The sequence below is a fragment of the Pseudomonas sp. C9-3 genome, assembly GCF_032392015.1.
GTDB lineage: Bacteria > Pseudomonadota > Gammaproteobacteria > Pseudomonadales > Pseudomonadaceae > Pseudomonas > Pseudomonas nitroreducens.
Genome location: NZ_CP135919.1, coordinates 3894068 through 3907959 on the forward strand (window position 1 = coordinate 3894068; position 13892 = coordinate 3907959).

13 protein-coding genes are annotated in these 13892 nt (G+C 66.2%); 2 read left to right on the forward strand and 11 right to left on the reverse strand.

Annotated features, from left to right (window positions below; translation table 11 throughout):
* The first annotated feature begins 199 nt into the window (after nucleotides 1-199).
* Nucleotides 200-1003 (forward strand): AraC family transcriptional regulator, encoded by an 804-nt coding sequence (locus RS899_RS17645; RefSeq protein ID WP_315807697.1) that lies wholly within the window; start codon nucleotides 200-202, stop codon nucleotides 1001-1003.
* Nucleotides 1004-1052: 49 nt separating this feature from the next.
* Nucleotides 1053-1673: a LysE family translocator gene (locus RS899_RS17650; protein WP_315807698.1), complete on the forward strand. Its 621-nt coding sequence runs from the start codon at nucleotides 1053-1055 to the stop codon at nucleotides 1671-1673.
* On the opposite strand, the gene RS899_RS17655 is transcribed toward RS899_RS17650, so the two are convergent.
* The 11 genes from RS899_RS17655 to RS899_RS17705 form a co-directional block, all read right to left on the reverse strand.
* Complete coding sequence (locus tag RS899_RS17655; RefSeq protein WP_196912671.1) at nucleotides 1670-2323, reverse strand: DUF1345 domain-containing protein; 654 nt, start codon at nucleotides 2321-2323, stop codon at nucleotides 1670-1672. The two genes, RS899_RS17650 and RS899_RS17655, sit on opposite strands and share 4 nt — an antisense overlap.
* Nucleotides 2311-3147 carry an aminoglycoside phosphotransferase family protein gene (locus RS899_RS17660; RefSeq protein WP_315807699.1) on the reverse strand — a complete coding sequence of 279 codons (837 nt, stop codon included), beginning with the start codon at nucleotides 3145-3147 and terminating at the stop codon, nucleotides 2311-2313. Before RS899_RS17660 ends, RS899_RS17655 begins: the two co-directional genes overlap by 13 nt.
* A 65-nt stretch (nucleotides 3148-3212) precedes the next feature.
* Nucleotides 3213-3656, reverse strand: a complete 444-nt coding sequence (gene fliJ / locus RS899_RS17665; RefSeq protein ID WP_233299536.1) for a flagellar export protein FliJ — start codon at nucleotides 3654-3656, stop codon at nucleotides 3213-3215.
* Between the two features lie 142 nt (nucleotides 3657-3798).
* Nucleotides 3799-5154 carry a flagellar protein export ATPase FliI gene (gene fliI / locus RS899_RS17670; protein WP_024764939.1) on the reverse strand — a complete coding sequence of 452 codons (1356 nt, stop codon included), beginning with the start codon at nucleotides 5152-5154 and terminating at the stop codon, nucleotides 3799-3801.
* Nucleotides 5144-5932: a flagellar assembly protein FliH gene (gene fliH, locus RS899_RS17675; RefSeq protein WP_315807700.1), complete on the reverse strand. Its 789-nt coding sequence runs from the start codon at nucleotides 5930-5932 to the stop codon at nucleotides 5144-5146. Before fliH ends, fliI begins: the two co-directional genes overlap by 11 nt.
* A 1-nt stretch (nucleotide 5933) precedes the next feature.
* Nucleotides 5934-6950, reverse strand: a complete 1017-nt coding sequence (gene fliG, locus RS899_RS17680) for a flagellar motor switch protein FliG (RefSeq protein ID WP_017520274.1) — start codon at nucleotides 6948-6950, stop codon at nucleotides 5934-5936.
* Nucleotides 6943-8733: a flagellar basal-body MS-ring/collar protein FliF gene (gene fliF / locus RS899_RS17685; RefSeq protein WP_315807701.1), complete on the reverse strand. Its 1791-nt coding sequence runs from the start codon at nucleotides 8731-8733 to the stop codon at nucleotides 6943-6945. The genes fliG and fliF overlap by 8 nt, the downstream gene beginning before the upstream one ends.
* 19 nt (nucleotides 8734-8752) lie before the next feature.
* Complete coding sequence (gene fliE / locus RS899_RS17690) at nucleotides 8753-9085, reverse strand: flagellar hook-basal body complex protein FliE (RefSeq protein WP_024764936.1); 333 nt, start codon at nucleotides 9083-9085, stop codon at nucleotides 8753-8755.
* 334 nt (nucleotides 9086-9419) lie between these two features.
* On the reverse strand, nucleotides 9420-10832 hold the full coding sequence (gene fleR / locus RS899_RS17695) for a sigma-54-dependent response regulator transcription factor FleR (RefSeq protein ID WP_315807702.1): 1413 nt from the start codon (nucleotides 10830-10832) through the stop codon (nucleotides 9420-9422).
* Nucleotides 10833-10837: 5 nt separating this feature from the next.
* Complete coding sequence (locus RS899_RS17700; RefSeq protein WP_315807703.1) at nucleotides 10838-12058, reverse strand: sensor histidine kinase; 1221 nt, start codon at nucleotides 12056-12058, stop codon at nucleotides 10838-10840.
* A gap of 122 nt (nucleotides 12059-12180) precedes the next feature.
* Nucleotides 12181-13656, reverse strand: a complete 1476-nt coding sequence (locus tag RS899_RS17705; RefSeq protein ID WP_054907273.1) for a sigma-54 dependent transcriptional regulator — start codon at nucleotides 13654-13656, stop codon at nucleotides 12181-12183.
* Nucleotides 13657-13892: the final 236 nt, after the last annotated feature.

Here is a 13892-nt window from a genome sequence, read left to right on the forward strand (position 1 = left end):
TTCCTGCACCATCGATTCCCGCAGAGAGCAGTTCCCCGCACACACCGAACGGCCCCCTTTCCCTCGGGAGAGAGTTGGGGTGAGGGGCAAACCGAGTACCGACGGTCGGCAGCGGCGAAAGAGTCAATTTCATTCAAGAGCATCGCTGCACAAGGGGCTACTCTGCCAGTCACCACACCACGCCCGCAGGCTCTGACCCATGCTGCACCGAGTGAACTGCACTTCCACTGCCCTGCCCGGCCTGCGCACCGTCGAGATCCTCACCCAGCGCAGCTTCCCGCGTCATGCCCACGACGAGTACGGCATCGGCGTGATGCTCGAGGGCTGCCATCGTTCGTGGAGCGGCCGCGGCCAGGTCGAGGCCGGGCCGAGCGACATCATCACCGTGAGCCCCAACGAACTGCACGACGGCATTCCCCTGCGCAGCGCGCCCCGTCGCTGGTGGATGCTGTACGTCGAGCCGGCGCTGATTGCACGACTGGCCGGCAGCGAGATGGCAGGCCGGGAATTTCCGCTGCCGACGCTGGCCGACCCGCGACTCGCCCGACGCATCGCCAGCCTGTTGCAGCGCCTGCCGGACGCTTGCGCCGATGAAGCCAGCGAAGGCCTGCTCGACCTGTTCGGCGATCTGCTCGACTGGCGTACCGCCACGACAGCGGCCGCCCTGCCCTCCCGGAGCGTGGCGCGCATGCTCGAACGGATTCACGATGACCCGCGCCATGCTCCCACACTGGCCGAGCTCGCCAGCCTTGCCGGGCTGACCCCCTTTGCGGCCCTGCGCCGCTTCCGCCGCGAACTGGGCACCACGCCCCATGCGTACCTGCTGCAGTACCGCGTGCGAGTGGCCCACAAGGCCATCGGCGAGGGCCGCTCGCTGGCCGAAGCGAGCCTGCTCGCCGGGTTCGCCGACCAGTCCCACATGACCCGCGCCTTCGCCCGCCAGCTCGGGCCGACGCCAGGACAATGGCGCTCCTCGCTCAGGGCACCACTACCAGCACCCTGAGTTCGCCGGCCTCACGGCCTCACTTATTCCAGACAGGAAACCCACGGGAATGAACGCAGAATTCCTGCTGACGGCGTTCGTCGTCGTTTTGCTGCCCGGCACCGGTGTGCTCTACACCCTGGCCGTCGGCCTCGGACTCGGTGCCCGCGCGGCCACCCTTGCGGCACTGGGCTGCACACTGGGCATGGTCCCGCAATTGCTGCTCGCGACCTTCGGCCTGTCGCTGATCCTGCAGGCCAGCGCGGCCAGCTTCCAGGTCATCAGATGGCTGGGCACCGCCTACCTGCTGTTCATCGCCTGGCAGGTATTGCGCGGCAACGGCGCCCTGGCACTGGACTCGGCCGGCAGCCCGCGCAGCACCACTCAGTTGGTGGGCACCGGGCTCTGGCTCAACCTGCTCAACCCCAAGCTCGGGTTGTTCTTCCTGGCCTTCCTGCCGCAGTTCGTGCCGACCGGCAGCGCGGACGCCAAGGCCCTGTTCCTGGTGCTTGGCCTGGCATTCGCACTGATGACCTTCCTCGTGTTCATCGGCTATGGGCTGCTGGCAGCCCGGGTGCGCGACCACGTGATCGGTCGACCCGCCGTAATGAAAGGGATTCGCTGGGGCTTCTCGCTGGCCTTCGTCGTGCTTGCGCTGCGCCTGGCCGCCGAGACGCTGCCGCCCGCCTAGCCGACCAAGCCGGCGCCCATGTTGATCGCCAACCCCAGGATCGCGGTATTGAACAGGAAGCCGATCACCGAGTGCGCCAGCACCACCTTGCGCATCGAGCGCGAGGCGACTTCCACATCGGAGGTCTGCACCGCCACGCTGAGGGTGAAGGAGAAGTAGAGGAAGTCCCACAGGTCCGGATGCTGTTCGCCTTCGGGAAAGCGCAGCACCGGCTTGCTCTCGTGGGCGGCATAGAACATCCGCGCGTAATGCATGCTGAACATGGTGCCGATGAGGAACCAGGAACCGAGCACGGTGCTGGCCGTGAAGGCATAACGCACCAGCTTCTCGCGGTCACCGGCGTGGGATGCGGTGGCCAGTTCGACGATGATCGCCCCCAGGCTCGCCAGCGCCGCCACGATGATCAACACCAGCACTGCTTCGGCGTTCTCGTCCTCGATGCTCGCCACGCGCTTCACCTGAGCGGCGTCGGCCCGCCAGGCCAGCCAGCCGATCAGCAGCACGTACAGCCAGGCCATGCCGTTCCACCCCACCAGCACCCGCGTCATGGGTGACAGCCAGTAGCAGGCCAGCCCCGCCAGCACGCCGAACAACCCGGCCCCCAGCAGGCGTGGATGCGCCCGCAGCAACGTGCGATTCACGCGCAGCATGCGGTGCGGTCCAGTTCGGCGGCCGCCAGTTGCGCGACGGTGAGATCGCTCTCTGCGGCCATGCCATCGTCGAGGAACCAGGCGGCGGAAAGACCGGCGAAAGCCAGCACCCACTCCAGCAGGCGCCGCCGATCGACACGGGCGTGCTCGACGATCACATCCAGCTGGCGGAGAAAGCGCGCACGCTCGCGAGAGGTGGGCAGGTCCGGGTTGCACAGCAGGTTGGCGTAGTCGAACAGACGCTCGCCATACAGGCGCTTGGGATCGATGGCGCGCCAGCCGCGCGCGCCGAAATCCAGGATGTTGTCGTGATGGACGTCGCCGTGCAGCACGCCCCGGTCATGCTCGCTGGCCAGCAACGCTTCGGCGGTTTCCAGGCAGCGCGGGAACAGGCCACCGTAACGCGCCGCCGCAGGCGCGAGGTCGCGGAACCATTCGCGCAGCCCTAGCAGTGGCGGCAGCGGTTGTTCCTGTGGCCAGTGCAGGCGGCGCACGACATCACAAACGATGCGGCTGGCCTGGTCGTCCTCGCCGTTGAGCGCCATGTGCATCAGCGATCGAGTGCCCTCGGCACGCTCCATCAGGAGGGTGTCACCGTCAAAGGCGTAGATCAGCGCGGCGCCCTCGCCATTCCACCAGTTCATCACCTGCGCGCCGACCTGCTCGTCGATGTCCAGCGCACGCTTGACCATCGCTGCCCGGCCGCGCCAGCGCACCGGCAACAGGTGGCTGCTGGGGGTGACGATGGGCTCGCCTTCGGGAGTGAGTTGCCACAGGTCCAGGACGCGCTGGAAATCCACAGGAACAGGCGTGGGGAGAGGCATGAAAGGCTTCCGCTGGGAGGACTCCGTGGAGCCTAGCACGCCGCCGCGCCGCGCCGCTGGCGCAGTCAGTCGACGGAGGGTTTCAGACGCTGGGCAAACTCATCGAGCTGCTTCTGCTCGTACTTGTCGGCGGCCAGGCGCGCTTCCTCGCGATAACGCTCCACCAGTTTGCGCAGTCCTTCCAGGCGCGCGTACTTCTCCTGCCAGACGGCTCGTGCCTTGTCGACGATTTCCTGGTGCCAGCTCACGGAGCGGTTCTGCTGCTCCACCGCACCTTCGAGCTGGGAGAGGAAGCGCTGGTAGTTGATCAGCCACTGGCCACTGACGCCCTGCTGGCCATTGCGGATCCACTGCTGCTGGTAGTCGAAGCGGTAGCGTTCCAGCTCGGCGAGCTTGCGCTGCGCCTGCTGTAGCTGACCCTGCACCAGACCGAGCTGGCGCGCGGCTTCGCGCTCAGCCTTGAGCGCCATCTCGACCACCGGAGCCAGGCGTTCGGCGCGGCGGTTCACCGGCTCGCCCCATGCCGTAGGATGGGTGGAGCTTGCGATACCCATCGATCCGATGCAGCGGTGTTCCAGGTGAAAATCGGCGCGAGACAGCATGGGTATCGCTGCGCTCCACCCATCCTACGAGCAGCTTGCAGGCCGGGCATCAGCCGGCCTTGCCGCTGACGACCGCGTCGAGCAGCAGGCGGCTGTCGTCGAGGTTCTGGCTTTCGTCCAGTCCCTGGCGGAGGAACTGGCGCATGATCGGGAAGCGCTGGATGGCCAGGTCGGTTTCCGGATCGCCACCGGCCACGTAGGCGCCAACGCTGATCAGGTCGCGGCTCTGCTGGTAGCGCGACCACAGTTGCTTGAAACGCTGGGCATCGCGCAGGTGTTCCGGCGAGGTGACCTGCGGCATCACCCGGCTGATGGAGGCTTCGATGTCGATGGCCGGGTAATGGCCTTCCTCGGCCAGCCGGCGCGACAGCACGAAGTGGCCGTCGAGCACACCCCGCGCGGCGTCGGCGATCGGGTCCTGCTGGTCGTCGCCTTCGCTGAGCACGGTGTAGAACGCGGTGATCGAACCGCCGCCCTTTTCGCCATTACCGGCGCGCTCAACGAGACGCGGCAGCTTGGCGAATACCGACGGCGGATAGCCCTTGGTCGCCGGTGGTTCGCCGATGGCCAGGGCGATCTCGCGCTGGGCCTGGGCGTAACGGGTCAGGGAATCCATCAGCAACAGGACGTTCTTGCCCTTGTCGCGGAAGTACTCGGCGATACGGGTGCAATACTGCGCGGCGCGCAAGCGCATCAGCGGCGCGTCGTCCGCCGGCGAGGCGACGACCACGGAACGCTTGAGGCCTTCCTCGCCGAGGATGTGCTCGATGAACTCCTTCACCTCGCGGCCCCGTTCACCGATCAGCCCGACCACGATGATGTCGGCCTTGGTGAACTTGGTCATCATGCCCAGCAGCACGGATTTACCGACGCCGGTACCGGCGAACAGGCCCAGACGCTGGCCGCGGCCGACGGTGAGCAGCGAGTTGATCGAACGGATACCGACGTCCATCGGCTCGTGGATCGGGTCGCGTGCCAGCGGGTTGATGATCGGGCCATCCATCGGCACCCAGTCCTCGGCGCGCATGCCGCCCTTGCCGTCCAGCGCGCGGCCGACGCCATCGAGCACGCGGCCGAGCATCGACATGCCCATGGGCAGGCGGCCGGAGTCCGGCAGCGGCACCACGCGGGCGCCGGGCGCGATGCCGACGAGGCTGCCCACCGGCATCAGGTAGATCTTGCTGCCGGCAAAGCCCATGACTTCGGCTTCCACCTGCACGGGGTGATAGCCGCCGTCGTTGATCACCTGGCAACGGCTGCCGACGGCGGCCTGCAGGCCTTCGGCCTCCAGCGTCAGGCCGACCATGCGCAGCAGGCGGCCTTCCACCACCGGCTGGGTCGGCAGGCTCACGGCGTCGCTGTAGCCCTGCAGGCGGCGGGCAAAGCTGACGCGATCAAGACGCATCGGGGTCGCCTTGGCCAGCGTCGAGGTCCACATGCAGGTCAGGCTCCAGCGCATGGGTCGCCTGGTCGCGCTGCTGCTCGAAGAGTTGCTTCACGGCCTGGGCCAGGCGCGTCTCGACAGAGGCGTCGATGCGCGAATGTTCGGTCTCGATACGGCAACCGCCGGGCAGCAGGCCATCGTCCTCGATGATCTTCCAGCTTTCCTCGTGGCGGTCGCGCAGCGCTTTCACCAGTTCGAAGTCCTGCGGGTTGACCTGGATACGGATGTTGCTGGCACCCATGGGCAGCAGCTTGAGTGCCTCGCGCAGCACCAGACGGATCTGGCTGGAATCGGTGGCCAGTTCGCGCTGCACCACCTGGCGCACCACGTGGGTCACCAGGTTGAGCATGCCTTGTTCGAGCATCTGGTCCTGCTCGGCGATGGGGTCGAGCAGGTGCGACATCAGGGTTTCGAGATTCTGCAGGCGCGGTTGCAGCGCCGCGTCGGCTTCCTGGCGCGCCTTCAGCTGGCCGGCGTGGAAGCCGTCTTTCTCGCCGGTGGAAAAGCCCTCGTTGTACGCCTCCTGGCGAATCGCCTCGAGCTCGTCCAGCGTCAGTGGCTTGACCTCTTCCTCCGGCACCTCTTCGATCTGCGGCGGTTCGTCGAGCACCGGCTCGGGTTCGGGTTCGGGTTCCGGGGCCGGCCGGGCCGGGTCGAAACTGGGCAGCGACCAACGATCGAACCCCACGGTATCGCGGGCCCGGATCAGCTCGCTGAGCTTGTCCTCGTCCTTGACCAACTTAGATCATCTCCTCGCCGCCCTTGCCGCCGAGCACGATCTCGCCGGACTCGGCCATACGCCGGGCAATGGTGAGGATTTCCTTCTGCGCGCCTTCCACTTCGCTGACGCGCACCGGGCCCTTGGCCTCCAGGTCGTCGCGCAGCAGCTCGGCGGCACGCTTGGACATGTTGCGGAAGATCTTCTCGCGGATCGCCTCGTCCGAGCCCTTGAGGGCCAGCACCAGCACGTCCGAGGAGACCTCGCGCAGCAGCGCCTGGATGCCGCGGTCGTCGACGTCGGCGAGGTTGTCAAAGACGAACATCAGGTCTTCGATCTGGCCCGACAGGTCCTCGTCGACTTCGCGGATGGCGTCCATCAGCGCGCCTTCGACCGAGCTGTCGAGGTAGTTCATGATGTCTGCCGCGCGCTTCACGCCGCCCATGGTGGTGCGGGTGGAGTTGGCGTTGCCGGCGAACTGTTTCTCCAGGATCAGGTTCAGTTCCTTGAGCGCGGACGGCTGCACGGTGTTCAGCGAGGACACGCGCAGGATGATGTCCAGGCGCACCTTGTGGTCGAAGTGGCTGAGCACTTCGCCGGCCTGGTCCGGGTCGAGGTAGGCGACCACGATGGCCTGGATCTGCGGGTGCTCGTAGCGGATCACGTCGGCCACGGCACGCGGCTCCATCCACTTCAGGCTGTCCAGGCCGCTGGTATTGCCGCCCAGCAGGATACGGTCGATGAGGTTGTTCGCCTTGTCCTCGCCCAGGGCCTGGGTGAGCATCTTGCGGATGTAGCTGTCGGCGCCCACGCCCAGGCTGGTCTGGTCGCCGACGATCTCGACGAACTCGCCCATCACCTGCTCGACCTGCTCGCGGTGCACATTGCGCATCTGCGCCATGGCCACGCCGACCTTCTGCACTTCCTTCGGGCCCATGTGGCGCAGCACCTGCGCGGCATCGGTCTCACCCAGGGAGAGCAGGAGAATGGCAGCCTTGTCGACCTTGTTCAGTTTGGCGCTCATGCGGGCTTCACTCATCGGAATTGATCCAGTCCTTCACTACCTGGGCTACGCGCCCCGGGTCCTGGGCGACCAGACTCTTGATCGCATTCAATTGTGCATCGTACCCCTCGGAGGGGCTCGGCAGCAGGATGCTGGCCGGGCCGCCGAGGCTCACGCGGTCTTCGGACAGCTCGCCCTCCAGACCACCCAGCTCGCCCAGGCCGCCTTCGCCTGCGCCGCCGGCCACCAGTGCCTTGCTCTTGTTGCCCGACAGGTTGTTCAACACCGGGCGCAGCACGCCCAGCACCAGCACCAGGATGAAGACGATGCCCAGCACCTGCTTGACCACATCCCAGAACCAGGGCTGCGAGTAGAACGGCGGCGAGGCAATTTCATCACCCAGTTCCGGGGCGAACGGCGCGTTGATCACGCTGACGCTGTCGCCACGGCTAGCGTCGTAGCCTACCGCGTCCTGCACCAGGCGGGTGAAGCGCCCCAGTTCGTCGGCGGTCCAGGGCTGGTGGCTGACTTCGCCGGTCTTCGGATCGGCGATCACGCGGTCATCCAGCACCACCGCGACGGAAAGCCGGCGCAGGCGGCCCTGCTGCTGCTTGGTGTAGCTCACCGAGCGATCCAGCTCGTAGTTACGGGTGTTCTGCTGGCGCTTGTCGGTCGGGTACGGAGCCAGCTCCGGCTTGCCGGTCTTCGGATCGATGATCGTCTGGCCGTTGGCGTCCTTGAGCGGTTGACCCGGAGCGACGAAATCCGCGCCGGCGTTCTGACCGGTGGTCTGCGGCGCGCTGGCCGGGTTCGGCGGCTGGTTCGACAGCGCACCCGGCACGCCCTGCGGGCCGTTGCTGTTCTGCCGTTCCTCGTTGTTCACCTGTTCGCTGCGCAGGGCCGGCTGGTCCGGGTTGAACGACTCGGAAGTGGATTCCACCGCGCTGAAGTCGACGTCGGCGGACACTTCGGCCTTGTAGCGGCCATTGCCCAGGACCGGCGCGAGGATGCTGTGCACGCGCTGGGTGAAGTTGCTTTCCATGCGGCGGGTGAAGTCGAACTGCTTGCCGGCCATGGTCAGCTCGGAGAGCTCCTGCTGGTCGGAAAGCAGATTGCCCTTCTGGTCGACCACGGTGACCTGGGACTTGTCCAGCTCCGGCACGCTGGTGGCGACCAGGTTGACGATAGCCAGCACCTGGCTCGGCTCCAGGCTGCGGCCCGGGTACAGCTCGACCAGCACCGAGGCGCTGGGCTTGCGGTCGTCACGGACGAACACCGAGCTCTTCGGGATCGCCAGGTGCACGCGGGCGCCCTTGACGTTGTTCAGGCTGGCGACGGTGCGCGCCAGCTCGCCTTCCAGGCCGCGACGGTAGTTGGTCGCTTCCATGAACTGGCTGGTGCCCAGCGCCTGCTCCTTGTCGAGGATCTCGAAGCCGACGTTGCTGTCGGTCGGCGCCAGGCCGGCACCGGCCACCTTCATGCGCGCACGGCCGAGGTCGTCGGCCTTCACCAGCAGCGCGCCGGAGTTGGGCTCGATCTTGTAGCCGATATCGGCGGCGGACAGCGCCTCGACCACCTTGTTCGCGTCGACGCCATTGAGGCTGCCGTAGAGCGGCTTGTAGTCCGGCTGCTGCGACCACAGGACCATGCCGAAGCCGATGGCGATGCTCGCGGCAAGGCCGACCAGCAGGCCGACCTGGCGCAGCACCGGCATGTCCGCGAGGTTCTCGAGGAAGGCCAGGCCCAGCAGCGGCTTTTTCGGCGCTTCGGCGCCGACCTTGGCCGGAATCTGGCTATCAACAACGGAGGCTTGGGACATTACCTACGATCCTCGCCGATCAAACCGGCATCTGCATGATGTCCTGGTACGCCTGCACGAGCTTGTTGCGTACCTGGGTCATCGCCTGGAAAGAAACACTGGCCTTCTGCGAGGCGATCATCACGTCGGTGAGATCGACCCCTTTCTGCCCCATCTCGAAGGCGGAGGCCATGTCGGAGGCGGCCTGCTGGGTACCGTTCACCTTGTCCACGGCCTGGCCGAGCATCTGCGAGAAGCTCGGCGCCCCCGCTTCGACCGGCGCCGCCTGCGTCGTCTTCGCCTTGGCCATGGCCTCCATTTGCATGGAGCGCATTTCCAGCAGCAGACGATTGAACTCGATACCCTGACTCATCACTTACCCCTCCGACCGGCCGCGGTTTTTTGACACTGCGCGGCGCTTTGCAGAGGTGATTGCAACTTGGGTGCCAGGTTTTCAAGGCGCAGAAAAATCGAAGAAGGAGGCTCTGGGCAGGGCCTTTCAGGGGAAAGGCAAATACGCGGATGGCAGCTGTTTCGACGCAGGGACAGGACTTGCCTGTAGGAGCGAGCCTGCTCGCGAACAACCCCGCTGCAATGTCGGTTCGCGAGCAAGCTCGCTCCTACGAAAAGCGCGCCCTACCTGGCCGGCAGAGCGCCAAGAAAAGGCCCGCACGAATGCGGGCCAAGAGGGGTTATGTGTCGGCGGCTCAGCTGGCGTAGAGATAAGCCTCCACATCCATGCCGGCGTCACGCATCTGCGCGAGCTTGTAGCGCAGGGTGCGCGGGCTGATGCCCAGGCGCTCGGCGGCTTCCTTGCGGCGGCCGCGCTCGCTGCGCAGGGTGTCGATGATCATCTGGAACTCGCGGCGCTTGAGGTCTTCGCCCAGTTGCCCGGCCTCGGTGGAGGCGACTGACGGAATGTCGACGCTGGCCGAAGCCGGCGGCGTCGATGCCGGCACTGCCGACAACATCGGGCGCGGTGCCAGGCCGATGGGCGAGGTCAGGCACAGATCAGCGGCCAGCACCTGGCCGCCCTGCTGCAGGATCAGCGAGCGCTGGATGGCGTTGTCCAACTCGCGCACGTTGCCCGGCCAGGGGTGCGTCAGCAAAGCGGCGCGGGCGCAATCGGCCAGGGTGACGGGTGCGTGGTTCATCTTGCGTGCGTACTTGGCCAGCAAGCGTTCGGCCAGCGGCAGGATATCGGCAGGACGCTCGCGCAGCGGGCGCCACGCCAGCGGGAACACCGACAGGCGATAGTAGAGGTCCTCGCGGAATCGGCCGGCAGCCACCTCGCCGAGCAGGTCGCGGTTGGTGGTGGCGAGCACGCGGATATCCAGGCTGATCGGCTTGCGCGCGCCGACACGTTCCACCTCGCGTTCCTGCAGCACGCGCAGCAGCTTGGCTTGCAGGGCCAACGGCATCTCGGAAATTTCGTCGAGCAGGATGGTGCCCCCGTCAGCCAGTTCGAACTTGCCCGGCTGGGCGGCGATGGCGCCGGTGAAGGCGCCCTTCTCGTGGCCGAACAGAGTGGCCTCGAGCATGTTGTCCGGAATCGCCGCGCAGTTGATCGCAACGAACGGCTTGCCGACGCGGGGCGACTGCTGGTGGATGTACTGCGCCAGCACCTCCTTGCCGGTACCGGACTCGCCGGAGATCAGCACGGTGGAATCGCTGCGCGCGACACGGGCAGCCAGCTCCAGCAATTGCTGGCTGGCAGGCTCCAGGGCTACCGGGCCTTCGCCAGCGCTGGTCGGCACGGCCCCCAGCGCATGACGGGCCACCAACTCCAGCAGCGCACGCGGCTCGAACGGTTTGACCAGATAGTCGGCAGCGCCCTGGCGCATGGCATCCACGGCGCGGTCGACGGCGCCATAGGCGGTCATCAGCAGCACCGGCAATTGCGGGTAGCGCTTGCGGATCAGGCCGAGCAACTGGTGCCCGTCCATGCCCGGCATGTTGACGTCGCTGATCACCAGGCTGAAGGCGTCCTTCTCCAGCGCCGGCAACGCGGCCTCGGCGCAATCGACGGCAATGAAGTCGTGCCCGCCGAGCGACAGGGTGTCGCAGAGGGCTTCACGAAGGGCGCGGTCGTCTTCGACCAGCAGGACTTTGGCGGCCATGGAAATCACTCCTCGTGGACGGCGGATTGAGCCAGGATCAGCGGCAGGACCAGGGTGGCGCAGGTACCGACACCCGGCCGCGAGCGCAGAAGCAGTTCACCCTGGTGAGCCTTGGCGACAGCTTTCACCACCGCGAGGCCGAGGCCGGTGCCGGTGGTCTTGGTGGTGAAGAAGGGTTCGCCGAGACGCGCCAGGGTTTCGGCGCTCATGCCCGGACCGTTGTCGCTGACGCTCAGGCGCAGGCTGTTGCCGCGCTGGTAGAGGTGCACCTTCAGGCGCACTTCGCGGCCAGCGGCCTGGATGGCGTTCTCCACCAGGTTGAGTACGGTGCCGACCAGCGTGTCGCGGTTGCACAACAACTCGCCCACGCGTGCATCGCACTGCCAACGCAGATTGAGTCCGACGACGTGGGATTCGGCCGCCGCGCGAAGGCTGCTGAACAGTTGGTTGGGGGCGAGGCGGTCCGGCAATGGCAGCTCGCCGCGGGCGAATACCAGCATGTCGCGCACCTGGCTTTCCAGTTCGTGCAGGCGCTCCTTGATGCGGCCGGCAAAGCGTTGCTGCTGCTCGACCGGCAGCTCGCCTTCGCTCAGGTGGCCGGCGTAAAGCATGGCGGCGGACAGCGGGGTACGGATCTGGTGAGCCAGGGAAGCAACCATGCGGCCGAGGGCGGACAGGCGCTCGTGACGGGCAAGCTGGTCCTGCAGACGACGGGTTTCCGTCAAGTCGTTGAGCAGGATGAGCTGGCCGGGCTCGCCGTTCAGCGGGCGGATAGCGATGGACACACGGCGACCATCGCGCAGGGAAACTTCGTGGCCGTCGTCGGCGCGCGGGGCGAAGCTGCGGGCGATGACCTCGCGCCAGAGCATGCCCACCAGCGGCTTGCCGAGCAAGGCGACCGCCACCGGATTGGCGTCGCGTACCACGCCTTGGCCGTCGATCATGATGACGCCGCCGGGCAATACGTCGAGCAGGCTCTGCAGGCGGTTGGCCTGGCGCTCCTTCTCCGCCAGCTCCTGCATGCGCTGCGCGCTGACCAGGGCCAGTTCGCCCTTGAGCTCGGTGACGCGGGCTTCCAGCAGGCTGTAGGACTGGTTGAGCTGGCTGGACATCTGGCTGAACAGCTCGAAGGTCTGCTCCAGATGGGCGCGGCTCTGCTGCTCCACCGGCACCTGTTCGGAGGGCCGGGAAGCGACTTCAGTCTGGCGATTGGTGGCGGGCATCATGCGGTTTTTCCTCATCCGTCCGACGGCGTGAATCTGTCGGTCGGATGAGTCTTAGCAAACCGCGTGCCTAAAAATTACTCGTTATATTTCAATGACTTGAAAAAACGAGTGTGACGGAGGCGTCAATCCTCCGCCATTTCCTCTTCGCGGCGGCTCATGCCGTACTTGCGCATTTTCTCCACCAGGGTGGTCCGGCGGATGCGCAGGCGTTCGGCGGCACGGGCGACTACACCACTGGCGTCGTCCAGCGCCTGCTGGATCAATCCCTGTTCCAGGTTGGCCAGGTAGTCCTTCAGGTCGATGCCCTCGGCCGGCAGCATGGCCGGCGAGTCCAGGCCCGGCAGGCCGGCGGTGATCGCCGCGCGCTCTTCCAGTTCCTCGCGCAGGCTGGTCGCCAGTTGCTCGTCCTCGTCGTCGACGTGACGGAATTTCTTCGGCAGCTCGCCCACTCCGATCACGCCGTAGGGATGCATGATCGCCAGACGCTCGACGAGGTTGGCGAGCTCGCGCACGTTGCCCGGCCAGTCGTGACGGCAGAGCGACATGATGGCGGCCGAGTTGAAGCGGATCGAACCGCGCTTCTCGTGCTCCATGCGCGAGATGAGCTCGTTCATCAGCAGCGGGATGTCCTCGACGCGCTCGCGCAGCGGGGCCATCTCGATGGGGAAGACGTTGAGGCGGTAGTACAGGTCCTCGCGGAAGCTGCCGTCCTCGATCATCTTCTCGAGGTTCTTGTGGGTCGCGGCGATGATGCGCACGTCCACGTTCTGCGTCTTGTTGCTGCCCACGCGCTCGAAGGTGCGCTCCTGCAACACACGCAGCAGCTTGACCTGCATCGGCAGCGGCATGTCGCCGATCTCGTCGAGGAACAGCGTGCCGCCGTTGGCCAGCTCGAAGCGGCCCGCACGCGTGGTGATGGCGCCGGTGAACGCGCCCTTCTCGTGGCCGAACAGTTCGCTTTCCAGCAACTCCGCCGGAATCGCGCCGCAGTTGACCGGCACGAATGGCGCATCACGACGCTTGGAGTGGTAGTGCAGGTTGCGCGCCACCACCTCCTTGCCGGTGCCGGATTCGCCGAGAATCAGCACGCTGGCATCGGTATCGGCGACCTGCTGCATCATCTGCCGCACCTGCTGGATGGCACGGCTGGTGCCCACCAGGCTGCGGAACAGATTGGGTTCGCGCTGACGACCGCGTTCACGGGCCTGGTCGTACATCTCGCGATAGACCTGGGCGCGGTGCAGGGAGTCGAGCAGCTTGTTGTAGCTGGGCGGCATCTCGAGGCTGGCCAGCACGCGGCGGCGCAGTTCCTCGGGCCATTCGTTGGGCACCGGCTCGCCCATCAGCAGCACGGGCAGGTATTCGTCCCAGGCGGCTAACTGCTTGAGCAGCTCCAGCGCCCCGCCCTTGCTTTCCACGGCACCAACCAGCACGCAGAGCACGTCGCGGCTGCCGTTGGGCAGCGGGTCGACGGTCTGCCGCCAGTCACGGCTGCTGCAGGAGAGCTGGTCTTCACCCAGGAAGCTGATGATCACCGAGAGGTCCCGGCAGCGGTCCTGGTTGTCATCGATCACGAGGATTTTCGTTTCGCGCCACATCTTAGCTTGTCATCCCGGGCTTGAAGGCCGTCGTACGGCGGCTGACACGATCTGGCCACAGCACAAATTCCTCGTGCTAGCCAGCATTTGGCCACTAGTTAAGTCAAAATTGTGGCTCGAGTCAAATTTATGGCGTGTTTTTTTTGATGCAGCCCGACGAAGGGTGTTGATCCTTGTCATGGCAATCGAACTGGAGGGTAGTTCGAAGCGCAGAAGGCGGCCACCGGTACCTGACC

Coding starts and splice junctions, on each gene's coding strand:
- RS899_RS17645 (WP_315807697.1), top strand. CDS start 200: ATGCTGCACCGAGTGAACTGCACTTCCACTGCCCTGCCCGGCCTGCGC.
- fliF (WP_315807701.1), bottom strand. CDS start 8,733: ATGTCCCAAGCCTCCGTTGTTGATAGCCAGATTCCGGCCAAGGTCGGC.
- RS899_RS17655 (WP_196912671.1), bottom strand. CDS start 2,323: ATGCTGCGCGTGAATCGCACGTTGCTGCGGGCGCATCCACGCCTGCTG.
- fliI (WP_024764939.1), bottom strand. CDS start 5,154: ATGCGTCTTGATCGCGTCAGCTTTGCCCGCCGCCTGCAGGGCTACAGC.
- RS899_RS17650 (WP_315807698.1), top strand. CDS start 1,053: ATGAACGCAGAATTCCTGCTGACGGCGTTCGTCGTCGTTTTGCTGCCC.
- RS899_RS17705 (WP_054907273.1), bottom strand. CDS start 13,656: ATGTGGCGCGAAACGAAAATCCTCGTGATCGATGACAACCAGGACCGC.
- RS899_RS17660 (WP_315807699.1), bottom strand. CDS start 3,147: ATGCCTCTCCCCACGCCTGTTCCTGTGGATTTCCAGCGCGTCCTGGAC.
- fleR (WP_315807702.1), bottom strand. CDS start 10,832: ATGGCCGCCAAAGTCCTGCTGGTCGAAGACGACCGCGCCCTTCGTGAA.
- fliE (WP_024764936.1), bottom strand. CDS start 9,085: ATGAGTCAGGGTATCGAGTTCAATCGTCTGCTGCTGGAAATGCGCTCC.
- fliG (WP_017520274.1), bottom strand. CDS start 6,950: ATGAGTGAAGCCCGCATGAGCGCCAAACTGAACAAGGTCGACAAGGCT.
- RS899_RS17700 (WP_315807703.1), bottom strand. CDS start 12,058: ATGATGCCCGCCACCAATCGCCAGACTGAAGTCGCTTCCCGGCCCTCC.